This window comes from Faecalicatena contorta (assembly GCF_021531895.1).
Lineage (GTDB): Bacteria > Bacillota > Clostridia > Lachnospirales > Lachnospiraceae > JAFBIX01.
Window position 1 is genome coordinate 42,235 of the sequence record NZ_JAFBIX010000013.1, and the last position, 25,772, is coordinate 68,006.

Genomic DNA, 25,772 nt, shown 5'->3' on the forward strand with positions numbered 1-25,772 from the left:
GAATTACAATGGATATTACGAACGATATCAAATATATAGGCGTCAATGACCATGATATTGACCTTTTTGAAGGCCAGTACGTTGTCGAAAATGGAATGGCCTATAATTCTTATGTTATTGTCGATGAAAAGATAGCCGTATTCGACACAGTTGATGCCCGTTTTACCGAAGAATGGCTGAACAACTTAAGAGCAGTGATTGGAGAAAAGTCGCCTGACTATCTGATCATTCAGCACATGGAACCTGACCACTCTGCGAATATTGCAAAATTCATGGAAATATATAAAGATACTGTTATCGTTGCCACTGCCAAGTCATTTGCCATGATGAAGCAGTTCTTTGGTAATGATTTTAAAGACCATCAAATGGTCGTAAAGGAAGGGGATACTCTTTCTCTTGGAAAGCATGAATTAACATTTATCACTGCACCAATGGTTCACTGGCCAGAAGTTATGGTAACATATGACAGCTTTGACAAAGTATTATTCTCCGCCGATGCCTTTGGAAAATTCGGAGCACTGGATGTTGAAGAAGACTGGGCATGTGAAGCTCGCCGCTATTACATCGGAATCGTCGGAAAATACGGCACACAGGTTCAGGCCCTTCTGAAAAAAGCAGCAAAACTTGATATTCAGACCATCTGCTCTCTGCACGGCCCTATCCTTACCGAGAATCTGGAATATTATCTGAATCTTTATAATATATGGTCCTCTTATTCTGTAGAATCAGAAGGCGTTATGGTTGCCTACACTTCTATCTACGGAAATACAAAGAAAGCAGTTGAAGAATTAGCAGACATGCTGAAAGCAAAAGGATGCCCGAAGGTCGTTGTATGTGACCTTGCTCGCGAAGACATGGCCGAAGCTGTAGAAGACGCTTTCCGCTATGGCAAACTGGTACTTGCTACTACGACCTATAACAACGACATCTTCCCATTCATGCGCGAATTCATCAATCACCTGACAGAACGGAACTACCAGAACCGTACCGTTGGGCTGATTGAGAACGGCTCCTGGGCGCCGACTGCCGCAAAGAAGATGGCACAGATGCTGGAAGGCAGTAAGAACCTTACATTCACCGACACAACCGTAAAAATCTTATCAGCACTCAATGACGACAGCCGTGCACAGTTAGAAGCACTGGCTGAAGAATTAAAATAGGGATACGGTAAACTAATTTGGGACGGGGGTTTTTCATTTTCCCCCGTCCCCAAGTAACTTTTTTATTTCTTCTTTTGTCGCTAACATTTCTGAAAATGCGCTTGCGCTTCCTGCTGCAAGTCCCATACGAAATGCATATTCGTAACTTTTCTGTTCTATCCATCCTGCAAGGAAGCCTGCCACCATGGAATCTCCTGCTCCCACAGCATTGACCAGTGTACCTTTTGGTGCAGGAGCATCATATATCTTTCCATCTGCTGCAATCAGAACTGCTCCTTCTCCGGCCATAGATACCAACACGTTAGCAGCACCCATTGCCTGTAACTTTCTCGCATAAGGAATCACCGACTCCCTTGTCTTAAGTTCTGTCTGAAAGATTTCTCCCAATTCGTGATGATTAGGTTTCACCAGAAACGGATGAAACTCCAGCACATTCATCAACAGGTCTTTGGTTGCATCTACAACAATCATAACTTCGCGTCCATCCAGTCTTTTCATGATTCTTCTATAGATATCATCCGGCATGGACTTTGGAATACTTCCTGCAAGAACTAAGATGTCTCCTCTTCCGAGAATATCTAACTTTTTCATCAAACAATCCACAGCTTCTTCACTAATCTCTGGTCCCGCACCATTGATTTCTGTTCCGTCAATAGATTTTAACTTTACATTAATTCTTGATACTCCGTTCTCAAGCACAATAAAGTCTGATCGTATTCCCATCTCCCCCATACGGCGGATAATCTCCTGTCCGATAAAACCTGCGACAAATCCCAATGCTGTACTTTCAATTCCAAGATTCCCCAGTACCGTCGATACATTGATTCCCTTACCTCCCGGCAACATCAATTCTGAACTTGTGCGATTTGTAAGACCCAATTGAAAATCATCTACTGAGACTATATAATCCAGCGATGGATTAAATGTGACCGTATATATCATCTTAGTTTCTCCTTAATCTATGCTTTTTCTTCTTAAGCCACAGCTCTAAACTCCCGCAGCTTCTGCTTCGCCTCCGGATTCAGGTGTCTTGGAACCTGAATCTGTACTGTCACGTACTGATCGCCCTTCACCTGCGGATTCTTCATAGATACGATTCCTTTGCCACGAAGCCGGATCTTCGAGCCAGACTGTGTACCTTCCTGAATCTTACAGGACACATTGCCATACAGAGTCGGAACGATTACCTCGCCACCCAATACTGCCGTTGTAAATGGAATATTGAGCGTAGTATAGACATCCATACCCTTGCGCTCATATCCAGGCTTCTTTCCTACCGTTACTTCCAGCATCAGATCTCCTGCCTCACCACCATTCATGCCTGGCATACCCTGTCCGCGAAGCCGAATCTTCTTGCCCGTATCAATTCCGGCCGGTACGTGTACCTTCAACGACTGAACCACGCCGTCAGGGTTCTGGAGCTGAATGACCTTATCACAGCCAAATACCGCCTCGTCAAAGCTTACTTCTATGCCAGCTGATACATTCTTCCCTTTCTGGCGGAAATTACTCTGCCGAAAACCTCCATAACCGAATCCACCCTGACTGAATCCACTCTGACTAAATCCATCCCCGAAGATATTCTTAAGAATATCATCCATATCCCCGCCTTCGAAATGGAATTCCTGATAGCTGCCATTTCCATTCTTATAAAAATCAGATGTATTTCCACTGCCGTCAAAAGCTGCGTGGCCAAACTGATCATATAACTTCTTCTTTTCTTTATCACTTAAGACATTGTAGGCTTCCGTTACTTCTTTGAACCTGGCAGCCGCTTCAGGATTATCACCATTCATATCTGGATGGTACTTCTTTGCCAGTTTTCGATATGCTTTCTTAATCGTAGCTTCGTCTGCATTTCTTCCGACGCCAAGTACTTCATAATAATCTTTCTTTCCTGCCATTGTCCTCACCTTTCTTTCCTGGAAATTCATATACATATATAGAATATTTCATTGTTCTACTTGTAATATAACACTTGTTTCTTCGAATTTCAAGTAAGAAATGGAAGCTCCTTTCGATTTAAGCAGATTTAATACTCTTTCGGGATATCACCTAAACCATACATCTCTTTGAATTTTTTCAGATCCGACTCATCCCGAATCAGCATAATATCCTGAAATTTCCCCGTATGAATATCCTTGAATCCTGCCACCTGCTCTCCGGTACAGATACTGCAATGGATTACCGGCTTCTGATTCCTGGCATCATATTCTTTTCGTATGACTTCTTTTTTCTTGAATAAATGAATCATTGTATCTCACCATCCCAAACGCTTATTCCACGCACTCATCAAACAACTCCAAATTCTCCTGCAATTTTTTAAAAAACAAGCTGGTATGATAACCATCCGCCGATGCATGGGAGATGGTCACCGTCACAGGTAATGTATAACATCCACCCTGTTCCGTATATTTTCCAAATACAATGATAGGAAAAAGAGCAGGTGCATCCACTGTGCTGGTCGCATATCCGGTATAATCAAGCCACGGAACACAGCTGACACAGAAGAAGTTCGCAGGCTGTTCCGGTCTTCCCTTAATTCCATGCTGATTCCCATATCTCATGAGGACCTCTTCAAATCCTTGATAAAACTCTGAAAAATCCGACCTGTATTCCGTCCACAGATCACTAAAGGTCTCATCATCCTCATGAAATACTGTAAAATTCGGATGAGATACCTTCCAGACTCCTGCACCGCCTTCCGGCGGCACCATCATCCTCATAGAATCCATCATATTGACCGTCTTTGAAACCGCATATAAAAAGCAGCCAAAAAATCTCTTTTTATGTAACCTTGCAAACTGAAGAATCTTCGTCACATCAATCTTCGCAGTCAAAGAATAGCCACATTTCAAAGAATTCCTATAGTAAGTGAAATGCTCTCTGCGTGGCCAATGTTCCATATCTATTTTTTCATATGCCGGTAATTCCTTCTTCATATCTTCACCATCACTTCTTCCATCTATTGTCTCTCCTGCACTCTATACATTTCTCTACATGTATTAGTATAGCTCAACCACTCTCCGGTCGCAATGCACGATTTTTCTACAAATGCATCTTGTTTTTCTTACAAATAACTTGTAGTATGATAGCAGAATATTCATCAAAGGAGACCGCATCATGGATTTGAAAAAGCTAACGGTATTTCTCACTGTTGCAGATTACGGCAATTTTACAAAAGCAGGTGAAGACCTTGGATATACCCAATCTGGAATCACTCAGATGATGAAATCCTTAGAACAGGAAGTGGGATTTCCACTCTTCATCAAAAGACATCACGGAGTTACTCTGACAAACGAAGGCAAAGCATTACTCCCTGCAATCCGTAATCTATTGTCTGCCAGTGAATCTTTGAAACAAGAGATTTCTTTTATGAAAGGTGCCAAAAAAGGAACCATAAAGATTGGTTCCTACATTAGTTGTGCCATCCATTGGCTTCCGGAGATTATTAATAACTTTCAGAAAGAATACCCTGAGATTCTTTTTGATATTATTGAAGGAGATGAGCGTGACTTAGCTGACTGGGTCGAGAATCACAAAGTAGATATCGGTTTCACAAGCTATCAGCCGAATCAGAATTATAAATTCATTCCTGTCTTTGATGACCCTATGTATGCTGTCATGCATAAGGAACATCCATTTGCGCAATACGATGAGATTCCCATTGAGTGGTACGAGAATACACCATTTGTAGTATCCGAATATACTTATGTCAATGAAGTTCACCGACTATTGAAAAAATATAAAGTAAAACCAGATATCAAATACACCATGAGCAATGATTTTTCCATTCTATCTATGGTTGAACATAATCTTGGAATCAGTATTTTACCCGGTATGATTCTTAGAGGGCGTACGGGAAACTTTGAAGCTCGTCCGCTAAAGCCACGTGCTTACCGGCGACTGGGCATGGCAATCTCATCATCAGATGAGCTGTCCCCTGCCTTGAAAATATTTATCAAATATGCACAAGATTATCTTCTGGATTAACCCACGCTGATACAAAAAATGACAACCGCCATTCCCCTGCGGTTGTCATTTTATCTACTTAACTTAAATTAATGTGCATGTCTTTCGCTGTTGAAAATGTTCACAAATCCATATGCAGCTACAATTGCAATTATTGTCCATCCAATCATGTCTACACCTCCCACAAAGCACTTAATGTTTCCTTCTGATTAAAGTATAGAACGTTTCCTGACATTTGTGAAATGAAGCTTTTTCATCCTGACATTACATTTTCTAATGTTTCTTACTATATCAAATATTTTCAAAAAAAATTGTATAAAATTCAAAAATAATCTTGATTTTTATCTGAAAATCTGTTTGTCTATTATATAGAGTATTAATATTACATAAATAGAGTGAGGTATGTAAAATGAAACCTATCAAAGAAGGAAAAGTACGTGAAATTTATGATAACGGTGATAGCTTAATCATGGTCGCTACTGACCGTATCAGTTGTTTTGATGTTATTTTGAACAATGAAGTAACCAAAAAAGGAACTGTTCTGACTCAGATGTCTAAGTTCTGGTTCAATCTTACAGAGGACATTCTTCCAAACCACATGATTTCTACAGATGTTAAAGATATGCCTGAGTTCTTCCAGCAGCCACAGTTTGATGGCAACAGCATGATGTGCAAGAAGCTTCAGATGCTTCCAATCGAATGTATCGTTCGCGGATATATCACCGGAAGCGGATGGGCAAGCTATCAGGAAAATGGTACTGTATGTGGAATCAAACTCCCAGAAGGTTTAAAAGAATCTGACAAACTGCCGGAGCCAATCTATACACCTTCCACCAAAGCCGAAATCGGAGATCACGATGAAAATATTTCTTACGAGCAGAGTATTGAACATCTGGAGAAGTATTTCCCAGGAAAAGGGGAAGAATATGCAACTAAGCTCCGTGACTGTACCATCGCTCTTTACAAAAAATGTGCAGATTACGCGTTAAGTCGCGGTATCATTATCGCAGATACCAAGTTTGAGTTTGGTCTGAATGAAAATGGAGATATCGTAATCGGCGATGAGATGCTGACACCAGACAGCTCACGTTTCTGGCCTGCAGATACTTATGAGCCTGGACACGGACAGCCATCTTTTGACAAGCAGTTCGCACGTGACTGGCTGAAAGCGAACCCAGACAACAATTGGACTCTTCCAGATGATATCGTAGAAAAGACTATTGATAAATATCTTCAGGCATATGAGCTGCTTACAGGGGAGAAGCTTTAATAAAAATAACCGGGGACATAGATTTATATTCTAAACTGGCCTGCTGATTTTTCCATTAACTGGATATTTATTTCACGCCATTGCTATTGTAAAGTATGGTACATCATAGGAAAAGGAAGAGAGGTCTTATTTATGAATTCAAATCTAAAAAAGATCGTGACAACAGCATTGTTTGCTGCTCTTGCCTGTGTTGCCACGATGTCTATACGTATCCCTACCCCAGGAACCAGCGGCTATATTCATCCAGGTGATGCTATTGTAATACTGGCCGGAGTTTTTCTCGGTCCAGGCTGGGGATTTCTTGCAGGAGGCATTGGTTCTGCAATGGCTGATCTGCTTGGCGGATACTTTGTATATGTCCCAATTACTTTTGTCATCAAGGGATTGATTTCCCTGATTTCCGGTCTTATCTACCAGAAATTAGGTACAACATCTAAAAGTCGCTACACAGCTGTCATCCTTGGTGGTGTAGTGGACATCGTGCTGGTAGCCGGTGGATACTTTTTGTGTGAAGCTGTATTTTTATATGGATTCTCAGCTTCTGCCGCCAGCATCCCTGCAAACATCATTCAAGGTGTTGGCGGACTCATTATCTCTTGTGTTCTGTATCCAGTCCTGAATGCAATTCCTGAAGTTCGACAGGTAGCTTAAGAAAATGACAAAAAGAGACGGAGATTTTTGAAAAAACTCCGTCTCTTTTTTAATACCCATATCTCTTTTTCTTACCAGGTACGTGAATTCAATTCTTTAAACTGAGCAACAGTAGATACGTGAGAATTCATACCACCATCAACATTGATAATCTGTCCTGTTACATATTCGCTCTCATCAGAAGCAAAATATACACACATATGACCGATGTCTTCTGGGCATCCATAGCGGTTAACCATGATATTGCTTAAGAAGATATCCTTAAGGGCCTGTGGAACATGTGCTTCATTCTGTGGTGTAACAATAAGTCCCGGACGAACACAGTTGCAACGGATATTTTTCTTTCCTACCTGCAAAGCGGTATACTTTGTTAACATATCAACACCTGCTTTTGCACATGCATAAGCTGTAGAGCCAAGGTCTCCTGAGCAAGAAGCCATAGAACCGATATTGATAATAGAACCACCTTTTTCATTCTTTTCCATGTAAGGAAGTACACACTGTGTAGCATAGAATGTTCCGCGAAGATCGCTCTGGAAGATTGCATCCCACATCTCCAGTGTCAATTCATCAATACGTCCATCTTTCAATGCAACATTTGCAGCATTATTTACAAGGATATCAATCTTTCCATATTTTTCATATGTATCTTTGATCAATTCTTCTACACTTTCAATCTGTGTAATATCCATGAAATGATAAGAAGCTTCTCCGCCTGCTTCAACAATACTGTCAACAACAGCCTGTCCTTTTTCTTTTCTACGTCCGCAGATAACTACCTTTGCCCCTTCTGCTGCAAATAAATTTGCAATTCCAATACCAATTCCACTGGTTGAACCAGTTACAATAGCAACTTTGCCTTTTAATCTGTCCATTTCTAAAACCTCCTAGTCTGTAATGTCACTCTTTATAAAAAATATAAAAAGGCGTATAAATTCGTTAATGTTACTATAGCTCATTTAGAAAAATAAATCAACCTATACAAATTTACTAAAAGAAATTTTTTAATTACAACACATTATTGACATGTTTTTCACCAAATTCTACAATAAAAGAAGTATTATTCATATCTTCTATACTCCCTTGGCGTCACTCCGAACATCCCCTGAAACGCCCTGGCAAAGTAACTCATGTGTCCAAACCCGCAACGACTTGCGATACCTGTAATTGTATAATCTGTAGTCATCAGCATATCCGCCGCAATCTGCAGACGATACTTTTTCACATATTGAATCGGTGTGATTCCAAGCACATTTCGAAAGCAACGCAGACATTCACTCTCACTGACATTAGCACTTGACGCAAGCACTTTGGTCGTAATCTCAGACATATAATTATCATGGATATATTCCAACATCTTTTTGACCCGTTCATCTTCTCTTTCCTGTTTGGCAGAAACAGGCCGAATATCTTTCTTGTACTCCGATACAACATTACATATCATCTTCGATAACTGCTCTCGAATGACAAATTCATAACCAAATGGTTCATCCAGGCAAGCCTTCCAGAATTGATCCATATATTCTTGCATACATACACTCTTCTCAGACTCATTTGAAAATATTATGCTATGAAGTCTTGAGTTTTCTATGAGTGGACATACATACTTCTGCCAGAATACCCCTTCTACTCCATTGCACAAAAATTCCGGCAAAAACACCACTGAGTGCAAAATGCATTCCTTATCACCTGCATTAGAAGCTGCATGCATCACTCCGCTGTTAATAAATATTATATCTCCACGATTTAGAACGATCTGCTCATTTGGAAGCGATACAAGCAGACTTCCCTTTACCATATAAATAAATTCCAGTTCTCTGTGCCAGTGCCAGATTGCTTCAAAATTCGTAAAATCATTATCATATGCAGCGACAGGAACAAGGGTAGTTCCATGCATACCTAATTCCGCGCCATTTTCCGTAGTCAAAACTGTTCTGGGTTTATAGATCATCTCTTTCTCCTGACTGTTTTGTGCTATTAATAAGGTTATAATATGATATTATCATCTAATTTCAAATGATACAATGCTATTATAAATAGAAAGAAGGCGTAATATATGATTGAACTTCAAAATCAGATTTGGTGGCGCAGACTCATTGTCATGCTGCTTGGAATTTTTATTATGGGCATGGGCATCAGTCTGTTTAAACTCTCTGTCATGGGAAATGACCCACATAGTGCTATGGTCATGGCAATCGGCAAATGTATCGGACTTTCTTTTTCTGCCATGCTCATCATCATTAATTCTATATGGTTTATTCTGGAAATCTTCCTGAATCGGAAGTTGATCGGAATCGGAACCTTTTTCAACTGGTTCTGTGTTGGCATTTTTGCTGATATGTGGGCAAATATTCTGGACAACTTCCTTACCACTCCTGATAATATGATCTCCAGATTCATTCTCATGTTCACAGGAGTCATCATACTGTCCTTTTCCGCTGCCCTTTATCAGACGGCTAATCTCGGAATTGCTCCTTATGACTCCATCTCGCTTATTATGGATGCGCACTTGGTCTGGGACCTTTTATTAATTTCTTCACAAAGACAGTCGCAAGAAAACTCTGCGGATACGAAAAGACAGTAACAGTCCCTTAATCCGGACTGACCTGCCTTTTTTCATCAATATCATATAATTCCTTTTTATCTTCCACCTCTACGTATATGCAAGCGTGTCTTCGTATTACTTTCCGCCCGCCTTCATCTCCTTGTAACTCCATAAGTTCTGGAATCAGTCGGGCGGAGAACAGTGTAGGATTTCCCGGAATTCCTTTATATATTGCAGATATTGTCTCAACGTCTGGCGCTGCCTGATCTGCCAGGCGTTCCAACGTCTTTTCTGTCAGATATGGCTGATCTGCCACGACAAACATAATATAATCCTCTTCTGCAATATTGCCAAGTGCCTGAACTGCCCTTTTCACAGTATAAGACATTCCTTTCCGGCTATCCGGACTGTCTGCTGTATGGATTCCTTTTGTTCTTGCATACTGCAAGATCTCTGAATACTGGGAAATCACCAACAGCGAACAGTCCTGCCGTTTTTTACATAACTTAAAAACCATATCCAGACCATATTGGTACAACGGTTTCCCATGAAAAATATGCAATAATTTATTTGAACCAAAACGGCGGCTGTTTCCAGCCGCCAAATATATAATATGCTTATTCATCTGCAAGCCCCATCAGAATCTTTTCCGGAGTAATCGGCAACGTTCGATGCCATACTCCTGTTGCATTGTAAATTGCATGCGCCAGTGCCGGAGCCGGTGTGTTAATAACAATCTCACCAATGGATTTCGCACCAAACGGTCCCGTCGGTTCATAGCTGGATTCGAATTCCACCTGCAGATGTCCCATATCCAGACGTGTCGGTACTTTATACTGCATAAAAGAATTCTCCAGGATCCTTCCTGTCGGAGAATAGGTTACATTTTCATAAAGTGCCATACCAATTCCCTGTACCAGTCCACCTTCTGTCTGAATACGTGCCAGATTCGGATTGATTGGCGTTCCACAGTCTACGACTGCAACATAATCCAGCACATCCACCTTTCCAGTCTCTTTATCCAGTTCTATTTCAACCATTCCGACCATATAAGGTGGTGGTGACACAGGAGAGCTATGGGTTGCTGTAGTCTGGGCAGCTATCTCATTATTTGCCATGGATTTTGTAGCAATATCGAATCTTGATACGAAACCGCTGCCATCCAACTTACGAACACCTTCTCCAGTAAATTCCACTTCACTTTCTTCACATTCCAGCATTCCTGCAGCAATCTTGCACAGATTACCTTTCAGTTCTTCACAGGCCATCTCAACTGCCTTTCCAGTAATATAGGTCGTCGATGATGCATAAGACCCAGAATCATAAGGAGAAGAATCCGTATCTGCGCCATAGACCTCTATGTCATCTACCGAACAATTCAGACATTCTGCCGCCATCTGCGCCAGAATGGTATCACATCCAGTTCCCATATCTGCCGCACCGATAATCAGATTATAGAAGCCTTCATCGCCAAGCTTAACGGTTGCAGATCCTACATCCAGATTCGAGATACAGGAACCTTGCATTGCCAGAGCCATACCTGCAGTCCGTACTTTCCCATTCCCCATATCACGAACCGGATATCGCTCTTCCCAACGGAACAGTTCCTTACATTTATCAATACAGCGATCTAAAGCACAGGCATTAGCCTTCTCACCATAATAAGCCGGCATTACCATACCCTCACGGACAATATTCTTCATACGAAGTTCAATTGGATCCATATGAAGACGTTCTGCCAGTTCATTGACCGCACTTTCCAACGCAAAGATTCCCTGCGTTGCACCGTAGCCACGATAAGCTCCTGCCGCCTGGACATTAGTATAGACAACATCATAGGCAAAGCGATGAGCTTCCAGTCCGCCTGTGTAAAGCGGGATAGATTTATGTCCGGACAGACCGACAGTTGTAGGACCATGCTCACCAAATGCACCGGTATTGGATAACGTATAGACATCCAGTGCCCGGATCTTTCCATCTCTGGAAGCTCCCAGCTTTATATGGACTTCCATCTCATGACGAGGAGAGGCTGCCGTCTGACATTCTTCTCTGGTATAGATCATCTTCGCCGGACGCTTCGTCTTCCAGGTCACAAACGCTGGATACACTTCTGCAACTACCGTCTGCTTTGCGCCGAAGCCTCCGCCAATACGCGGCTTTTCCACACGGATTTTAGACTTCGGGATATCCAATGCATTGGCAATGATACGCCGGCAGTGGAATACAATCTGCGTAGAACTGATGACATGAAGTCTTCCATAACGGTCAATCTCCGTATAAGTACGGAAGGTTTCCATCATTGCCTGCTGGCAGGCCTTCACATGATAGGTATGATCTACGATCTCATCACAGTCTGCCATCACTGCATCCACATCTCCATCCGAGGACACCTCACTGGCACATAAGTTTCTCTGATTATCTGCACCTATCGAACACAGGGAACGCCAGTTATCTTCTGGATGTACCAGAATCGGATTATCCTTTGCCGCCCGAAAATCCAGTACCGGTTCCAGCACCTCATAAGTCACCTTGATCATCTTCAATGCTTTATTGACTGCCTTTTCCGTCTCTCCGGCAACAATGGCAACAGCGTCTCCTACAAACCGGACTCTCTGGTCTAACAACAGACGGTCATAGGGAGACGGTTCTGGATAAGTCTGTCCCGCCATGGTAAACCGCTTCTGCGGAACATCTTTATAAGTGTAAACTGCCACAATTCCTGGCACTTTCAATGCAGTATCTATCTTAATCTCTTCAATCAGAGCGTGTGCATGTGGACTTCTCAATACCTTTACTACCAGCGCATCAGACGGAGTGATATCATCGACATAAGCCGGCTTGCCAAGCAAGAGCTGCATAGCATCTTTTTTACGGACGGGCTGACCTACCGTTTTAAACTTCTGTTCCATACTGCTACACTCCTTTCTTCCAGTCCAGGTATGCACGAATTCCACGAAGCTGACCTTCATATCCTGAACAACGGCATAGGTTTCCTGCCAGATATGCACGAATCTCATCATCCGTAGGGTCGGGATTCTCACGAAGCAGCACAATCGTATTCATAACGAATCCCGGATTACAGAATCCACACTGCTCTGCACCCTGATCTGCAATAAAGCCAACGAACTCCTCGGCTTCTTCCTGGAGCCCCTCCAGTGTCTGAATCTTATGGCCGGAAGCCCGCGCTGCAAGCACACTGCAAGATAACACCGGCACATCATCCATCAGAACCGTACACAGTCCGCAATTAGCAGTCTCGCATCCACGCTTCACGGAATAACATCCTTTTGACCTTACAAAATCAATCAGCAGCATATCCGGATCAACTGCTGCCGTTACCTTTTTCCCATTCAGAATCAGTTCAATATCCATTATGATACCTCCTGAAGTGCAAGTGCTGCACGACGTACCAGCACACTGCATATTTTTCTGCGGTAATCAGCTCCGCCTCGTATATTACTTCCAAATCTTGCTCTGGATGCGATATCCTCCGCAAATGCTTCTGCCACTTCCAGAGTAATCCCTTGTGCAAGAATCTGCTTTTCATCGTCAAAAAATACTGCTTTCATCGGACGTGCCCCTACCACACAAGTATAACGTCCTTCCAATTCCGACAATGCACAGGTAAGGACCGGAAAATCTGTCTCTGTATTTCTCATGGACAAATAGACCGTTTTTCTTTCCGTCTTTGGCACAATCACGCGCACTAAAATATCACGGGTCTGACGCGGAAAATCTGCAAATTCTTTCACGCTCATGATTCCTGCGTGATACAACTCTACTTTTGCATCCAACGCCATAAATAATGTCAGAACATCAGAAAATCCAAAACGTCCATAGATGCTTCCACCAAGTGTTGCCACATTACGGAACTGCACTCCTACAATATGCTGAACAGACTCTGCAAGTGCTCCTTGTGTCAGTGCATTCAATCCAGCATGCTTCTCCAGCGCCCGAAGCGACACCATCGCTCCAATCCTGTACTCCTGAGGCGTCTCTTCAATCTGATCTAACCCCAGATCACACAGATCAATTGCTGTACCACGATTGCCACTCTGCATTTTCAGCCATAGCATTCCTCCAAGTACAACATTATTCTTCTTTTGACAAAGCTCATACGCTTCTTCCAGGCTCTGTGCCCGAACATATTGATTAAATGAAAGCATATTTCTACCCTCCGGATGTAATATTACGCTTCCTCTTTTGGAAGCAGAACATTCAGAATAATCGCAACAAATGCGGCCGGAACAATTCCAGAACCGCCAAAAATCAGCTGAACAGCCTTTGGAAGACCAGAAAGGACAGCACTGTTCGCACCAATTCCATATCCAAGTCCAAGTGCCACAGATACAATCGTCATATTACGTGCAGTCAATGGTTCTTTCGTGATCAGCTGAATACCACTCATAACAATAGATGAGAACATAATAACAGCAGCCCCTCCAAGTACACACTGTGGCATGATAGACACAAGTGCAGCAAGCTTCGGCAGCAATCCACAAAGGATCAAGAATATTGCACCACATCCCAATGCAAAACGATTGACGATCTTAGTCATCGTAACAAGTCCTACATTCTGGCTGAATGATGTATTCGGCAATACGCCAAAAAGAGCTGCAAAGCTAGATCCGACACCGTCACACATAACACCGCCTGACAATTCTGAATCCGTTGCTTCCCGACCCATACCACCTTCGATACAGCCCGAGATATCTCCTACTGTCTCAACAGCCGTAACAATGAACATGATTAAAACCGGCACGATCGCGCGCATATCAAAGACCGGTTTCACCGGCATGATCTGCGGAACTGCAAACCATTTTGCCTGAGCAACCTTGTCCCAGTTCAGGACCCATGCCTTCGTATATTCCACACCATCTGCGTTGACTGCAGTCGTCGGCAAAAAGATTGCCAGCACTGCACAAATAATATATCCTGCAATGATACCGAACAGGATGCAAGAAGAACTGGTCAGTCCTTTTGTTCCATGCTTCAATACCAGAATAATAATCATAACTACCAGTGCAATCAGAAGATTCTCAATAGAACCATAATCATTCGCAGAAGAGCCTCCACCAAACGAACTTACACCTACACCAATCAAAGACAGACCAATCGCGAGTACAACCGTACCTGTCACAACAGATGGGAAGAACCGACGAAGCGGTTTTAAGAACGCACCAAGGACAGTCTCAAAAAGTCCTCCGATCAGACTTGCCCCCATAATTGCACCATAAGCTGCGACACCGCCGCCCATGATCTCTACAACACTCTGGAATACACCGATAAATCCAGAACTGGTTCCCATGATGATCGGCACCTTTCCACCGATAGGTCCAATTGCAAATAACTGTACTAATGTTACAATACCAGCAATCAACATTGCATTCTGAAGCAATGTAACCTGAAGCGCCGCAAAATCTTCTGATCCGCAAGCCGCAGTAATAATAAGAATCGGGGTAAGATTACCCACAAACATTGCCAGAACATGCTGAAGCCCTAACGGAATTGCCTGTTTTAACGGGATTCGCCCCTCAAATTGATATGGACTGCTCATAAGAGTATTTTCATTCGTATTATTTGTTCCCATAATATCCTCTCTCCTTAGAATTTTTACGCAGTCCATTATATCAGAAAACTCTATGAATTTGGGAAAAATTATATTTATCTATCAAAAAAATATTTTTCGATCAAAATCAGAAACGACTACCTCCAGAACGCTTCCCGCGATACACCTTGCCTTATCCGATATTGTAAAGCAATGGCTCAGTTCTTCCTTTCTTGGATCAATGTCTGCAATTTTAAATCCTTTCGGAACCGAATAGCCCTCTCTTAACAGTCCCCGAAGAATTCCCGGAATGGATGCCAACACCGGACATCTGCTTCCATCCGACTGCTCGATCCATGCAATTTCTTCACCCACATTTACAATATCTCCAATCTTACAGATATTATGAAATATTCCTGATTGTGTGGAATGAATTACGCGTTCCGAAGCATAACCGCCAATCATGCCCGGAATTCCAGTATTGGGAATCGCACATCCCTTACGAATCACTCGCCCAAGATCATGTCCTCTCTTCGTCTCGATAACGACATCCACATCTTTTCCTGCTTCGAATCCCGGACCAAGTGCTATAGTAAGTGGTGCCATCTTTCGATGTGTTCCCAGATTTTTCTTTGCCAGAATTGCATCTACTACTACGCGAGAACGCATCTTTTGAATTACCTCTCCCATCGGGTCAACCAGAACCGGAACATTCCCCTCTTCCATGATGTCAAATGCTTCTTTCCAATGATGGATTCGGATTCCTCTCATTCCTTCCACCACGGTCTGTCCATCATATACAGCCTCACAGATGGACACCTGTCTCCGGATTGCAGCCGGATGCGCTGTCTCCAGGACCAGAACTGGAAGTCCCACACTCCACAAGCGGTGAATCGTTCCTGTCGCAAGGTCTCCGCCGCCCCGGACAATGATTAATCTATCCTTCATCTGTCAATTCCTCTCTTCTCCAAAGCTCATCAGAACACAAGAATGAATTCCTTGTTTCTCTAATAGCTTTCGAATCTTTTCAGCCGCCTGCCTTCTGACTTCGTTGTCACACTGATTCAGGACGACATAATAATCTCGGCATCCTACATTCTTCCGGGTTCCTTTATCTGATTCCAGAATGGCCGCCATTCGCTCTGCCGTCAGCAGATCCGTCTTCCTTATCCCCAACAGGCGAGCTGCTTCTTCCTTACGAAAACAAGCTTCTTCTATAGTCTTTCCATATGCAGCCATTCCCATTACACCAACAACAATATCCGAATCCTCTAACAATACCGGCTCATGGTCAGCCGGCACTTTGCAAGGCATCCTCTTTGCTCCGTCCGCCTCAATCAAGATAATATCCGCCAGTTTAGCATACGCTGACAGCTCCTGGGCAGGAAGGCCTGCCAGTTTTCCTTCTTCTGCGGCCTCTCCTACAACCGCATAAGAGCCTTGTCTCCATAAGTTCTGTATTTCTTCAGAACTACATGCCCACAATTTCTCCTTCGGCTTATATATGTGTGTCGTTGTCGTAACAAGCGTCCTGGCTCCAATTTTCGTAAATTGCCTGGCAAGCGCATACATAAGCGTTGTCTTTCCACCTGCCCCGACAAGCGATATCACATGCCCCTTTTCTTTTAAAAATGGAAATCTCTCTAACATCTCTACCGTCCTCTGATATCTATATTTACACCTTATAGGACCTGTCACTTGCAGTTTCTTTCAGATAGATAGAAATACAAAGACAGGTGGGCATTCATCCCACCTGTAATATATCATTCTTTCTTATTCCCGAAATGTAATGGTCTGCGCATCCGCATCCATATCGTCAACAATTGCCAGAGACTCTACTCGTAATCCCTGCTCTCTTAACTTCGCACCACCTTGCTGGAATCCTTTTTCAATCACGATTCCGATTCCCACAACATTCGCCTGCGCTTCCTGAATGATCTTCACCAGCCCCATCGCAGCGCATCCATTTGCCATAAAATCATCAATGACCAGAATATTTTCTCCCGGTTGAATGAAACGACTTGCTACAATTACATCGTATGTCCGCTTATGTGTAAAAGATTCAATCTGCGCGGATAACATTGTACCATCAAGATTAATGGACTGTGTCTTCTTCGCAAAAACGACCGGGCAGTCAAAATACTGCGCCACAATTGCAGCGATTCCAATACCTGATGCCTCAATTGTTAAGATTCTGTCCACTTTTACGTCTGCAAAACGACGCTTAAATTCCTTCCCTATCTCATTGAAAAGCTGGATGTCCATCTGATGATTCAGAAAATTATCTACCTTCAGTACATTCCCAGGCTTAATAACCCCGTCTTTTCGAATACGTTCTTTTAAAAGTTCCATGTCTGTTTGTTCTTCTTTCTATGTTTATTTAAACAAAATTATAACAGCTTCCAGTTTTGTTGTAAATAATAAAGAAAGGAATTTCCTCTAGCAATCATCAGTCAGAAACAGCAGGTATTCCTCTGGAAATTGAAGGTAATCCGGCATTCCTTTTTCACTCAAGACCTCCCATTTGTCTTTTTGAAGAAACCAACAGATATTCTCTGCACGCACATCTTGCAGCTGTTCTGTCTCTGGCTTTAGATAAAAGTTCTTTTCAAATGGAAGATCCGCGGTTCCAGCCACTTGAACTCTGATACAGTTTTCTATTCGTTCTCCCCAGATTGGAAGAAACTCATGGGCCCGAAAGCCGATCCACGTTGTATCCTCAGGTATCCTGTTCCTTGTTTTCAGCTCTACGCCCCAGTCTAATGCCTTTACTGTATGTTCATCCAACCGCTTCGCTCTGGAAAAATTCTTACATCCGGTCAACCGGGCAGCTACTTTTCGTCTCGGATGATCGAAGATGTCTCTGGTCTTTCCACTCGTGACAACTCTTCCCTGATCCAGGATCAACAGATCTTCACTGAACCGATAAATCTCGTCCCGATTGTGGGACACCATAACTACAATTCCATGATATCCTTCCAGCATCTCCATCAGTTCCTGCTGCAGACGGTCTTTTAAAAACATATCCAATGCAGAAAAGGGTTCATCCAGAAGAATCACATCCGGCTCATATGCCATAATTCTAGCAAGTGCAACCCTCTGTTGCTGTCCACCGGACAATTCTCCCGGAAGCCGTTCTTCCAGGCCTTCTAACTGGAATCTTCGGATCATCTCCTGTACCCGTTCCTGCTTCTCCTGCCTGGTTCCTTTTAATCCGGCCGCAATATTTCTGTTCACCGTCATAGTGGGAAATAACGCATAATTCTGAAACAGATATCCGATATTGCGCTTCTGGGGCTTGATATTTACTTTTTGTCTTGAGTCAAACACGACATGATCATTGATGACGATCTCGCCTTCATCTGGAGTTTCAATCCCTGCAATGCTTTTCAATGTCATGCTTTTCCCACACCCGGATGCTCCAAGAATACCAATACGGGAAGCCTCACTCTGGAACCGGATATCCAGGCAGAACTCTCCTAATTTCTTTTTTACATCAACGGTTATTCCCATTTTATGCGATCTCCTTCTACCATCTCTTGATATTCTTCATCTTCTTCCCTGATATCAGGTTCATAAGCACAATGATCACAAGCGCGATCAAAATCACTATTGCAACCCAGATTCCTGCAGTCAGGTAATCTCCATCCTGAATGACCATGGCAATTTTCTGAGAGATTGTTCCGGTCTTCCCTGGAATATTTCCTGCGAGCATGGATGTCGCTCCATATTCTCCCAGTGCACGTGCAAATGTCAGGATCGTGCCAGATGCAATCCCCGGACCCGCCGTCGGGACGACCACCTTCCAGAAGATCTGCGTCTCGGACATACCAAGAGTTCTTCCGGCATAGACCAGATTCACGTCAATCTGTTCAAATGCAGCTCTCGCATTTCGATACATCAGAGGAAATGCAATAACGGTCGCTGCTATAATACACCCAAGCCAAGTCTGTACCACTTTAATATCGAATTGTTCATACAGGAAGATTCCAAGAGGCCGCCGCTTACTGAAAAGCAACAACAGGAAAAATCCCGCAACCGTCGGTGGAAGAACCATAGGAAGAGTCAGAATCCCATCAATCACTGCTTTCTTTCCCGGCGTCGTCTTTATCACTTTCCTTGCAGCAAAGATTCCAAGGAAAAATGAAATAATCGTAGCCACCACACCTGTTTTCAGCGATATGATCAGGGGACTCCAGTCCAGATTCTTCAGTATCTCTGTTACTGTTTCCATAAGTTTTACTCTACATTTGTATCAAAATAATATGCATCAAATACAGCTTTTGCTTCGTCAGATAAGATAAACTTTAAGAAATCTTCTGCTGCTTTGGTCTGCGCATCATCTGCTTCTTCATTGAATACCTGAGCGATCGGATAGATTACATTTCCAGTCAGATCATAACTTACTGTTTCCAGAATATCCAAGTCATCTTCATAACCATATGTGTCAGAATAATAGGTTGTTCCTACTTCACAGGACCCTTCTACAACTGCTGCAAGCACTTTGCTTACATTATCCTGTTCACTGATCTCTACACCGCCAAGTGCTTCAGATACCTGCTCTGTTGTAATCGTAGATACATCATCTACAGATTCCAGGATTCCAAGATTGACCAGTGCCTGTCTGGTATATTTTCCTACTGGAACGCTTCCGCCTGCCAGTGCGATGTTCTCTGCATCTCCGATATTCTCAAGTCCTGTTACCTTGGTTCCACTGTCTTTCAATGTAACAACTACCACCTGGTTATTCACAACATTCGCTCTTGTTCCATCTACGACCAGCCCGTCTTCTTCTAACTGATCCATCTGTTTCTGTGCTGCTGAAAAGAAGATATCACATTCATAACCTTCTTCAATCTGAGTCAACAATGTACCAGAACTGTCCGCATTATAAGTAATCTTTATTTCCGGATGTTCTTCGTTGTACATCTCGGCAAGTTCTGTCATAACGGTATTCAGGCTGGCTGCAATGAATACCTGAATCTCTGTCTCTTCCGCCGTTTCACTGCCTGTTTCTTCCTCTTTTGCTCTACAAGCTATCAGTCCTGCTGCCATAGCAACGACTACTGCGACTGCTGCGAGTCTCTTCATAAATGTTCTCTTTTTCATTTACTTTCCTCCTGATCGCGTGTTTTTCATTGTTTATTTTGAACACATGATTTTCTGATACAGATTCTTACACCTATATCTAACCACCTATAGATGACATTTCTTTTTGTTCCGTAATCAGCTCCTGTATTTCAAACTTATGTGCTGCCGGTTTATTCTGGATAGCAAGTGCCAGCCGGCGCCGGACCTCTTCTGTATCATTTGCCCGCAATGCATCTCTTACGGATATCCGGTCCTCATAACAAAGACAAGATTTAATCTCCCCAGTGGAAGTCACACGGATTCGGTTGCAATACTGGCAGAACTTCCCATGCATTGCGCTGATAAATCCTATGCTTCCTTCATATCCCGGCACCTGATAATAGACTGCCGGACCATTCCCGTGAACTTGCATATCCTTCTTCAGCGGACCGTAACAGACTTCCAGTTTGCGAAGAATCTCTTCATTCGGTATCGATTCATAGTTTCTTCCATATCCAATCGGCATCATCTCAATAAATCGGACATCCAGCTTACGCTCTTTTGCAAGCGAAGCAAGATCCATCCATTCGTCTTCATTCTGTCCCTTTTGCAGAACGACATTTACTTTCAATGGAATCTTTTCTCTTAATGCGGCCTCAATTCCATCCAACACTTTCTTCAGATCATCTCTCCCGGTGATATCATAAAAACGCTGCGGATTGAGTGTATCCAGACTGACATTCACAGCATCCAGCCCATGATCTTTCAATTCTTCGACATATTCTTCCAGATACACGCCATTGGTCGTAAGTGTAACCTGTTCGACCCCAGGAACACTCTTAAGCATCCCCACAAGGGACGGACATCCCTTTCGGACAAGCGGTTCTCCGCCAGTGACTTTAATCTTGCGGATTCCAAGTTCTGCCGCTTCAATTGCCAGTGCTTTTATCTCTTCATAGGTAAGGATCTGCTCCATCGGAACCCAAGATATCCCGTTCGGCATACAATACCGACACCTCAGATTGCATCTGTCGGTAATCGATATCCGCATATAATCGATGGTTCTTCCCTGTCCATCCAGCATTCCTGCACCTCCTGTCCTATATCAATTCCAACAACACGCTGATCACGCCTCCGCAGACCATGCCTTCTTCTTCGGCATCATTTCCTGTCATATCCACCTGACAGATACGTGCCTTTGGCATGCCTGTCGCAACCATAAGCCGTGCTTTCTGTATGACATTTGCTTCCATACATCCGCCGCCAATCGTTCCGATACATTTTCCATTGCACAGAATCAACATCTTCGTCCCAATTCCCCGCGGTGCAGAACCCTTTCTCGCAACAATAGTTGCAAGTACTTTGGGGCTATGATCCGGTTCCTGTTCCAGAACTGCTTTTATCATTTCTTTCGTGTATCCTCCGGATCTCTTCTGTCGATTCTTTACTTGTATGATCTCTGCCATAATTGCAACCGCAATCTCCACCGGCGTTTCTGCATTGATGTTCAGGCCGATTGGCGTATAAACGGCATCCAGCACAGCTGAATCGATTCCTTTTTCCTTCAGATTTTCTTTCACCATAGCCGTTCTTTTCCGGCTTCCAATCATTCCTATATAAGCATGCTCTTTTTGCGCAATCTTTTCCAGGCAGATCTGATCATAGCGGTGTCCTCTGGTCACGATTACAAAGAAAGTATCGGCACTGCCAGAGACCTTCTCAAGCCCTTTTTCAAACGGCTCACAGATGACGGTCGTAGCTCCTGCGCGTCTGGCATCGTCTGCATAAGATGGACGATCTTCCAGCACTGTCACTTCACATCCCATCATGACTCCTAACATAATTACCGGAATAGACACATGTCCCCCACCACAGATCACGATTCTTTTATCCTCTCCCAACAGATCACAGAACACCCGATGACCTCCCAGTTCAATGACTCCACAATCTCTAAGTTCCTGAATCTCTTTTTGATATTCTACAAAGAATCCACCTGGCCTGCTCTCCCAGACAATCCTGCCTTCAACAGTTATTGCTTTTTCCGCAAGGAACTCTTCATCGATTACTGTCAGGACCATCCTGCGTAAATCAGAATCCGTCTGCTCTATCGCTTCAAACAATGTCTTCATACAGATTCACCTACATTCCTTTTCCGAAACCGCAATTCGGAAATGTGCAGACCGGACATGACAGACACAAGCCTCCTTGTCCCAGACAGTTCAGATCGTCTGCCGTTAGTTTTTCATCGGTCATAATCCTCGGAAGCACCAGATCAAATATCGTCCTCCTTGAATACATCACGCATCCTGGGAGTCCCATGACCGGAATATCTCCCTGATAATATGCCAAGAGAAACATAGCTCCCGGAAGCACCGGCGCACCATACGTCACAATGTCTGCTCCTGTATTCTTGATTGCAAGCGGTGTCCGGTCATCCGGATCTACGCTCATGCCGCCAGTACATATGACCATATTACATCCCTTCTCGAGCATAACCTTGATCGCTTCCGTAATCATTCTATGATCATCATCACAGATCACATGATCTGTCTCTGTAATCCCATACTCAGCAAGCTTCTCCTGGACTACCGGAGTAAATGTATCCTGAATCCGTCCTCGATAGACTTCGCTTCCTGTTGCAATGATTCCAACCTTTTTCTTCGTATAAGGGCGAATCTGGAAGATTGGCTCCTCTCCAGCCACCTCTTCTGCCTTCTTCATCTTGTCCTCATGAATGACCAGCGGAATCACCCTGGTTCCTGCGATCTTATCTCCTGCTTTTACCGGAAAGTTCCCATGGCAGCTGGCGATCATCATCTCTCCCAGTGCATTGACACGATTCAGCTTGTCTATATCTATCTTCAGTACACCATCCATATCTGCAATCAGCTCAATCTTTCCTTCTTTTACTTCGGATGGATGCATTCCATTGCCCTGACAGATCCTCCTTAATATCTCCGCCGCTTCATTCTCATGTAGCATACCTTCTTCTTTTTCCCAGACATAAAGATGTTCTTTTCCTACGGACAGAAGCACCGGAATATCCTCTTCTGTCACTACATGACCTTTGCGAAATACCGCATCCTTGGTCACACCTTTTATAATCTGCGTAATATCATGGCATAATACCTGTCCTACTGCGTCTTCTGTTTTTACCAGTTTCATCTTGATTCCCTTCTTTATGATTTTTATAACAAAAACCATCGGCCTGCACCGATGGTTCTTGTGAATTCTACATTCATTCAATCTTTGCTGCTCTGACCAACATAAGTATAGCAAAAATACAGTCGCATTTACGTTGTCCAGGCAACTTTTATTCTTAGATTTTCCATATCTATATCTGCAACAAAATAAAGTGATTTTTCCTTACAATCAATAATCCCTCTTTTTCCATCTTCTTTAATTCATGGGACAGCACGCTTCGATTCAGTCCCAGATAATTCGCCAGCTGTTCCCGATTAAAGTCTATGTCAAATTCATTACTTTTATATCGGATCTTCTGTATCTTCAGGTATTTTTCGATCTTTTCCCTTACGCTTTTCGATGATAATATCTCGATCTTACGATATTTTCGGATATCTTCGTTGGCAAGAAAGTACACGATACGCTGATATAGAAATATCCGATCTGCCTCTTCCAGCATTCCCGGTTCCTCAATGTATCTGACCGGGAACCAATATACAGTCGATGGCAGCGACGCATACATGGTGTATGGACTTGTCTTTTTCAGGCTCACTGCAATCTCCAGACCAACCATATAGGATCTCTTGAGCTTCTGTACCATCTGCTCTGTCCCATCAGAATAATACTGCACTTTACAGATCTCACCGGAAAGAAGGATTCCCACTTCATCCACTCTGTTCTTTTCTTCAACAACAATTTCATTTTTCTGATAATTTTTCGTCTTTCCATTCAAACGAGAGAGGATATTTTTTACCTTTTCCTGATTCATCTCACAGAATAATAGACAATGATATAATTCATTCCTCATTTCCATAGATAATCTCTCCTCACATTCTTGATTTTTATTCTACAACAAAAAGCGCTCCCAATCCAGTTTATCGCATCAAATCGTTAACAAGAGCTGTTGACTTTATAAGATGTCCATGTTATGGTACAGAAACACATAGTTATGAAATATAAAAAAGAAAGAAAATGTATGTACAAAGAGAGGTAATATGGAGAAGAAAATTAGTGGGAAGGCATTCCTTCCATTTTGGGTTTTTGTTGGGGTATATCTGATCACTGGTATCGTTCTGAATGCAAAGGGAGTGGAAATGGCATTCTATCAGCTTCCCACTCCGGTTGCAGCGGTTATCGGCGTTATAACTGCATTTATCTTATTCAAAGGAACGATCAATGAGAAACTGGAGACATTCTTAAAAGGCTGTGGTCACACCGATGTTATGACGATGTGCTTTATCTTCTTATTTGCAGGTGCATTTACTACTGTATCCAGTGAGATGGGCGGTGTTGACGCGGTGGTAAATCTTGGCATGTCTGTTCTGCCGCCGCAATTCGTTGCTGCAGGTGTATTTGTTATCTCAGGGTTCATCGGAATCTCTACCGGAACATCTGTGGGGACGGTTGTTGCGGTCACTCCAATCGCCATAGGGCTTGCCGAAGCCGGCGGCCTGAATGTATATCTGGTCGTTGCAGCAACCATCTGTGGCGCCATGTTCGGAGATAACTTGTCTATGATCTCAGATACGACAATTGCAGCGACCCGCACACAAGGCGTAGAGATGAAGGATAAGTTTCGTTCCAACTTTGCGATCGCACTTCCGGCTGCGATCATCACTGTTGTACTTCTGCTTATCTTCGGAAGGCCAGATGTTGTGCCGGAAGCTGCCGAGTATTCTTTTAGTTTTATAAAAGTATTACCGTATGTATTCGTTCTCGGGACATCGTTATTGGGGCTGAACGTGTTCCTTGTGTTGACCGGAGGAATCGTATTCTCAGGAGTAATCGGCATTGCGATGGGAAGCTTTACGCTCCTGGAGTTCGCGAATCATATCTATACCGGATTCACAGGCATGTTCGAGATCTTTCTGCTCTCCATGATGATGGGCGGTCTCGCTGCCATGGTAGAGGAAGAAGGCGGCATCGAATGGGTATTGCAGATGGTCCGAAAAGTCATCAAGAACAGGCACACCGCAGAAGCAGGGATTGCCGCCATGGTCTCTGTGGCAGATATTGCAACAGCCAATAATACCGTATCCATCCTGGTGACCGGCAATGTAGCAAAAGAATTAAGTGAAGAATATGATGTGGATCCAAAACGTACCGCATCCTTACTCGACTTATTTGCCTGTGTCTTCCAGGGAATCCTGCCATACAGTGCACAGATTCTGTTTGCCTGCGCAATGCTTGAGAATCTGAACAGCCCATTCCAGGTAATCTCCTTCTGCTGGTACCAGTATATCGTGGCAATCATTGCGATTCTTTCTATATTATTTACTGGGAAATCTAAGAAAAAGCATGCAAAAGAGGCGGTTGAAGTATGATAGGAATTGTCCCCCCCGGTGAAAGAAAAAATCTATTTATTTTATTTGC

General features: G+C 43.2%; 27 protein-coding genes. 6 read left to right on the top strand and 21 right to left on the bottom strand.

Annotated features, from left to right (window positions below):
• Positions 1-8: 8 nt before the first annotated feature.
• Complete coding sequence (locus JQM81_RS06500) at positions 9-1,160, top strand: FprA family A-type flavoprotein (RefSeq protein ID WP_235232728.1); 1,152 nt, start codon at positions 9-11, stop codon at positions 1,158-1,160.
• A 33-nt stretch (positions 1,161-1,193) separates the two neighbouring features.
• On the opposite strand, the gene pfkB is transcribed toward JQM81_RS06500, so the two are convergent.
• The 4 genes from pfkB to JQM81_RS06520 all read right to left on the bottom strand — a co-directional run bounded on the left by pfkB (position 1,194) and on the right by JQM81_RS06520 (position 4,102).
• Positions 1,194-2,102 (bottom strand): 1-phosphofructokinase, encoded by a 909-nt coding sequence (gene pfkB, locus JQM81_RS06505; protein WP_235232729.1) that lies wholly within the window; start codon positions 2,100-2,102, stop codon positions 1,194-1,196.
• Between the two features lie 32 nt (positions 2,103-2,134).
• A complete protein-coding gene (locus tag JQM81_RS06510) occupies positions 2,135-3,064 on the bottom strand; it encodes a DnaJ C-terminal domain-containing protein (protein WP_235232730.1) in 930 nt (309 codons plus the stop codon).
• A gap of 128 nt (positions 3,065-3,192) precedes the next feature.
• The gene (locus tag JQM81_RS06515) at positions 3,193-3,411 is read right to left on the bottom strand and encodes an aspartate dehydrogenase (RefSeq protein WP_235232777.1); all 219 of its coding nucleotides are present in this window, start codon (positions 3,409-3,411) and stop codon (positions 3,193-3,195) included.
• 25 nt (positions 3,412-3,436) lie between these two features.
• Complete coding sequence (locus JQM81_RS06520) at positions 3,437-4,102, bottom strand: CatA-like O-acetyltransferase (RefSeq protein WP_235232731.1); 666 nt, start codon at positions 4,100-4,102, stop codon at positions 3,437-3,439.
• 181 nt (positions 4,103-4,283) lie between these two features.
• Between JQM81_RS06520 and JQM81_RS06525 the strand changes: the two genes are divergently transcribed.
• The 3 genes from JQM81_RS06525 (at position 4,284) to JQM81_RS06535 (ending at position 7,053) form a co-directional block, all read left to right on the top strand.
• The gene (locus tag JQM81_RS06525) at positions 4,284-5,153 is read left to right on the top strand and encodes a LysR family transcriptional regulator (protein WP_235232732.1); all 870 of its coding nucleotides are present in this window, start codon (positions 4,284-4,286) and stop codon (positions 5,151-5,153) included.
• A gap of 388 nt (positions 5,154-5,541) precedes the next feature.
• Positions 5,542-6,402: a phosphoribosylaminoimidazolesuccinocarboxamide synthase gene (locus JQM81_RS06530; protein ID WP_235232733.1), complete on the top strand. Its 861-nt coding sequence runs from the start codon at positions 5,542-5,544 to the stop codon at positions 6,400-6,402.
• A 132-nt stretch (positions 6,403-6,534) separates the two neighbouring features.
• Positions 6,535-7,053: an ECF transporter S component gene (locus JQM81_RS06535; protein WP_235232734.1), complete on the top strand. Its 519-nt coding sequence runs from the start codon at positions 6,535-6,537 to the stop codon at positions 7,051-7,053.
• A 71-nt stretch (positions 7,054-7,124) separates the two neighbouring features.
• Here JQM81_RS06535 and JQM81_RS06540 read toward each other — a convergent pair whose 3' ends face one another.
• Both JQM81_RS06540 and JQM81_RS06545 read right to left on the bottom strand, forming a co-directional pair.
• Positions 7,125-7,928 carry an SDR family NAD(P)-dependent oxidoreductase gene (locus tag JQM81_RS06540; protein ID WP_235232735.1) on the bottom strand — a complete coding sequence of 268 codons (804 nt, stop codon included), beginning with the start codon at positions 7,926-7,928 and terminating at the stop codon, positions 7,125-7,127.
• 185 nt (positions 7,929-8,113) lie between these two features.
• Entirely contained in the window at positions 8,114-9,004 is an 891-nt protein-coding gene (locus JQM81_RS06545; RefSeq protein ID WP_235232736.1) for an AraC family transcriptional regulator, read from the bottom strand.
• Positions 9,005-9,109: 105 nt separating this feature from the next.
• Here JQM81_RS06545 and JQM81_RS06550 point away from each other — a divergent pair, with 105 nt between their 5' ends.
• Positions 9,110-9,637 (top strand): YczE/YyaS/YitT family protein, encoded by a 528-nt coding sequence (locus JQM81_RS06550; RefSeq protein ID WP_235232737.1) that lies wholly within the window; start codon positions 9,110-9,112, stop codon positions 9,635-9,637.
• 7 nt (positions 9,638-9,644) lie between these two features.
• On the opposite strand, the gene JQM81_RS06555 is transcribed toward JQM81_RS06550, so the two are convergent.
• From JQM81_RS06555 to JQM81_RS06625, 15 genes are all read right to left on the bottom strand, one after another.
• Complete coding sequence (locus JQM81_RS06555; protein ID WP_235232738.1) at positions 9,645-10,223, bottom strand: nucleotidyltransferase family protein; 579 nt, start codon at positions 10,221-10,223, stop codon at positions 9,645-9,647.
• Entirely contained in the window at positions 10,216-12,507 is a 2,292-nt protein-coding gene (locus JQM81_RS06560; RefSeq protein WP_235232739.1) for a xanthine dehydrogenase family protein molybdopterin-binding subunit, read from the bottom strand. The genes JQM81_RS06555 and JQM81_RS06560 overlap by 8 nt, the downstream gene beginning before the upstream one ends.
• A 4-nt stretch (positions 12,508-12,511) precedes the next feature.
• A complete protein-coding gene (locus JQM81_RS06565) occupies positions 12,512-12,970 on the bottom strand; it encodes a (2Fe-2S)-binding protein (protein ID WP_235232740.1) in 459 nt (152 codons plus the stop codon).
• A complete protein-coding gene (locus JQM81_RS06570; protein ID WP_235232741.1) occupies positions 12,970-13,764 on the bottom strand; it encodes an FAD binding domain-containing protein in 795 nt (264 codons plus the stop codon). The genes JQM81_RS06565 and JQM81_RS06570 overlap by 1 nt, the downstream gene beginning before the upstream one ends.
• 23 nt (positions 13,765-13,787) lie before the next feature.
• A complete protein-coding gene (locus tag JQM81_RS06575; RefSeq protein ID WP_235232742.1) occupies positions 13,788-15,188 on the bottom strand; it encodes a uracil-xanthine permease family protein in 1,401 nt (466 codons plus the stop codon).
• Positions 15,189-15,269: 81 nt separating this feature from the next.
• Complete coding sequence (gene yqeB / locus JQM81_RS06580; RefSeq protein ID WP_235232743.1) at positions 15,270-16,094, bottom strand: selenium-dependent molybdenum cofactor biosynthesis protein YqeB; 825 nt, start codon at positions 16,092-16,094, stop codon at positions 15,270-15,272.
• Between the two features lie 3 nt (positions 16,095-16,097).
• The gene (gene yqeC / locus JQM81_RS06585) at positions 16,098-16,796 is read right to left on the bottom strand and encodes a selenium cofactor biosynthesis protein YqeC (RefSeq protein ID WP_235232744.1); all 699 of its coding nucleotides are present in this window, start codon (positions 16,794-16,796) and stop codon (positions 16,098-16,100) included.
• A gap of 123 nt (positions 16,797-16,919) precedes the next feature.
• Positions 16,920-17,498 carry a xanthine phosphoribosyltransferase gene (locus JQM81_RS06590; protein ID WP_235232745.1) on the bottom strand — a complete coding sequence of 193 codons (579 nt, stop codon included), beginning with the start codon at positions 17,496-17,498 and terminating at the stop codon, positions 16,920-16,922.
• An 87-nt stretch (positions 17,499-17,585) separates the two neighbouring features.
• Complete coding sequence (locus JQM81_RS06595; RefSeq protein WP_235232746.1) at positions 17,586-18,659, bottom strand: sulfate/molybdate ABC transporter ATP-binding protein; 1,074 nt, start codon at positions 18,657-18,659, stop codon at positions 17,586-17,588.
• Positions 18,660-18,675: 16 nt separating this feature from the next.
• A complete protein-coding gene (gene modB, locus JQM81_RS06600; protein ID WP_235232747.1) occupies positions 18,676-19,380 on the bottom strand; it encodes a molybdate ABC transporter permease subunit in 705 nt (234 codons plus the stop codon).
• A gap of 5 nt (positions 19,381-19,385) precedes the next feature.
• Complete coding sequence (modA, locus tag JQM81_RS06605; protein ID WP_420370569.1) at positions 19,386-20,201, bottom strand: molybdate ABC transporter substrate-binding protein; 816 nt, start codon at positions 20,199-20,201, stop codon at positions 19,386-19,388.
• A 133-nt stretch (positions 20,202-20,334) separates the two neighbouring features.
• Positions 20,335-21,300 (bottom strand): GTP 3',8-cyclase MoaA, encoded by a 966-nt coding sequence (gene moaA, locus JQM81_RS06610; protein ID WP_235232749.1) that lies wholly within the window; start codon positions 21,298-21,300, stop codon positions 20,335-20,337.
• Positions 21,301-21,316: 16 nt separating this feature from the next.
• Positions 21,317-22,345: an XdhC family protein gene (locus JQM81_RS06615; RefSeq protein WP_235232750.1), complete on the bottom strand. Its 1,029-nt coding sequence runs from the start codon at positions 22,343-22,345 to the stop codon at positions 21,317-21,319.
• Between the two features lie 10 nt (positions 22,346-22,355).
• A complete protein-coding gene (locus JQM81_RS06620) occupies positions 22,356-23,381 on the bottom strand; it encodes a molybdopterin-binding protein (protein ID WP_235232751.1) in 1,026 nt (341 codons plus the stop codon).
• Positions 23,382-23,550: 169 nt separating this feature from the next.
• Positions 23,551-24,213: a Crp/Fnr family transcriptional regulator gene (locus JQM81_RS06625; protein WP_235232752.1), complete on the bottom strand. Its 663-nt coding sequence runs from the start codon at positions 24,211-24,213 to the stop codon at positions 23,551-23,553.
• 181 nt (positions 24,214-24,394) lie between these two features.
• Between JQM81_RS06625 and JQM81_RS06630 the strand changes: the two genes are divergently transcribed.
• Positions 24,395-25,723 carry a Na+/H+ antiporter NhaC family protein gene (locus JQM81_RS06630; protein ID WP_235232753.1) on the top strand — a complete coding sequence of 443 codons (1,329 nt, stop codon included), beginning with the start codon at positions 24,395-24,397 and terminating at the stop codon, positions 25,721-25,723.
• Positions 25,724-25,772: the final 49 nt, after the last annotated feature.

Excerpts from the sequence above, each read along its gene's own strand:
- JQM81_RS06520 (WP_235232731.1), bottom strand. The coding sequence starts at position 4,102 with ATGAAGAAGGAATTACCGGCATATGAAAAAATAGATATGGAACATTGG.
- moaA (WP_235232749.1), bottom strand. The coding sequence starts at position 21,300 with ATGCTGGATGGACAGGGAAGAACCATCGATTATATGCGGATATCGATT.
- modB (WP_235232747.1), bottom strand. The coding sequence starts at position 19,380 with ATGGAAACAGTAACAGAGATACTGAAGAATCTGGACTGGAGTCCCCTG.
- JQM81_RS06595 (WP_235232746.1), bottom strand. The coding sequence starts at position 18,659 with ATGGGAATAACCGTTGATGTAAAAAAGAAATTAGGAGAGTTCTGCCTG.
- JQM81_RS06625 (WP_235232752.1), bottom strand. The coding sequence starts at position 24,213 with ATGGAAATGAGGAATGAATTATATCATTGTCTATTATTCTGTGAGATG.
- pfkB (WP_235232729.1), bottom strand. The coding sequence starts at position 2,102 with ATGATATATACGGTCACATTTAATCCATCGCTGGATTATATAGTCTCA.
- JQM81_RS06530 (WP_235232733.1), top strand. The coding sequence starts at position 5,542 with ATGAAACCTATCAAAGAAGGAAAAGTACGTGAAATTTATGATAACGGT.
- JQM81_RS06620 (WP_235232751.1), bottom strand. The coding sequence starts at position 23,381 with ATGAAACTGGTAAAAACAGAAGACGCAGTAGGACAGGTATTATGCCAT.
- JQM81_RS06510 (WP_235232730.1), bottom strand. The coding sequence starts at position 3,064 with ATGGCAGGAAAGAAAGATTATTATGAAGTACTTGGCGTCGGAAGAAAT.
- JQM81_RS06535 (WP_235232734.1), top strand. The coding sequence starts at position 6,535 with ATGAATTCAAATCTAAAAAAGATCGTGACAACAGCATTGTTTGCTGCT.
- JQM81_RS06560 (WP_235232739.1), bottom strand. The coding sequence starts at position 12,507 with ATGGAACAGAAGTTTAAAACGGTAGGTCAGCCCGTCCGTAAAAAAGAT.
- JQM81_RS06575 (WP_235232742.1), bottom strand. The coding sequence starts at position 15,188 with ATGGGAACAAATAATACGAATGAAAATACTCTTATGAGCAGTCCATAT.
- JQM81_RS06550 (WP_235232737.1), top strand. The coding sequence starts at position 9,110 with ATGATTGAACTTCAAAATCAGATTTGGTGGCGCAGACTCATTGTCATG.
- JQM81_RS06555 (WP_235232738.1), bottom strand. The coding sequence starts at position 10,223 with ATGAATAAGCATATTATATATTTGGCGGCTGGAAACAGCCGCCGTTTT.
- JQM81_RS06500 (WP_235232728.1), top strand. The coding sequence starts at position 9 with ATGGATATTACGAACGATATCAAATATATAGGCGTCAATGACCATGAT.
- JQM81_RS06630 (WP_235232753.1), top strand. The coding sequence starts at position 24,395 with ATGGAGAAGAAAATTAGTGGGAAGGCATTCCTTCCATTTTGGGTTTTT.
- JQM81_RS06570 (WP_235232741.1), bottom strand. The coding sequence starts at position 13,764 with ATGCTTTCATTTAATCAATATGTTCGGGCACAGAGCCTGGAAGAAGCG.
- yqeC (WP_235232744.1), bottom strand. The coding sequence starts at position 16,796 with ATGTTAGAGAGATTTCCATTTTTAAAAGAAAAGGGGCATGTGATATCG.
- modA (WP_420370569.1), bottom strand. The coding sequence starts at position 20,201 with ATGGCAGCAGGACTGATAGCTTGTAGAGCAAAAGAGGAAGAAACAGGC.
- yqeB (WP_235232743.1), bottom strand. The coding sequence starts at position 16,094 with ATGAAGGATAGATTAATCATTGTCCGGGGCGGCGGAGACCTTGCGACA.
- JQM81_RS06565 (WP_235232740.1), bottom strand. The coding sequence starts at position 12,970 with ATGGATATTGAACTGATTCTGAATGGGAAAAAGGTAACGGCAGCAGTT.
- JQM81_RS06545 (WP_235232736.1), bottom strand. The coding sequence starts at position 9,004 with ATGATCTATAAACCCAGAACAGTTTTGACTACGGAAAATGGCGCGGAA.
- JQM81_RS06540 (WP_235232735.1), bottom strand. The coding sequence starts at position 7,928 with ATGGACAGATTAAAAGGCAAAGTTGCTATTGTAACTGGTTCAACCAGT.
- JQM81_RS06615 (WP_235232750.1), bottom strand. The coding sequence starts at position 22,345 with ATGAAGACATTGTTTGAAGCGATAGAGCAGACGGATTCTGATTTACGC.
- JQM81_RS06590 (WP_235232745.1), bottom strand. The coding sequence starts at position 17,498 with ATGGAACTTTTAAAAGAACGTATTCGAAAAGACGGGGTTATTAAGCCT.
- JQM81_RS06525 (WP_235232732.1), top strand. The coding sequence starts at position 4,284 with ATGGATTTGAAAAAGCTAACGGTATTTCTCACTGTTGCAGATTACGGC.